The 406-nt window shown below is 76.8% G+C and carries 1 protein-coding gene; it reads left to right on the top strand.

The window, feature by feature from the left end; all coding sequences use genetic code 11:
- Positions 1–406: FAD-binding protein (locus RNB18_RS53045; protein WP_311721182.1), on the top strand; the 406-nt coding region annotated here is incomplete at both ends.

Here is a 406-nt window from a genome sequence, read left to right as displayed (position 1 = left end):
CGCCCACGGCATCGACCCGGTCACCGAGCCGGTCCCGGTCGCCCCGGCCGCGCACTACGCCTCCGGCGGCATCCGCACGGACCTGCGCGGCCGGACGACCGTCCCCGGTCTGTACGCCTGCGGGGAGGTCGCCTGTACGGGGGTGCACGGGGCCAACCGGCTGGCGTCGAACTCGCTCCTGGAGGGGCTGGTCTTCGCCGAGCGCATCGCCGCCGACATCGCTGAGACCCGCCCGCCGCGCACGGAACCGGCCGAGGCCGCGAGCGAAGGCGGGGACGACCCCGTCGCGCTGATCGCCCCCGAGACCCGTACGGCGATCCAGCGCATCATGACCCGGGGCGCCGGAGTCCTCCGCTCCGCCGCGTCCCTGGCCACCGCCGCCGAGGAGCTGGAGGCCCTGCACCGC

The sequence above is a fragment of the Streptomyces doebereineriae genome (genome assembly GCF_031845645.1).
Taxonomy (GTDB): domain Bacteria; phylum Actinomycetota; class Actinomycetes; order Streptomycetales; family Streptomycetaceae; genus Streptomyces; species Streptomyces canus.
The sequence above is the reverse complement of the archived record's forward strand: the minus strand, read 5'-3'. Positions and strand labels throughout refer to the sequence as shown.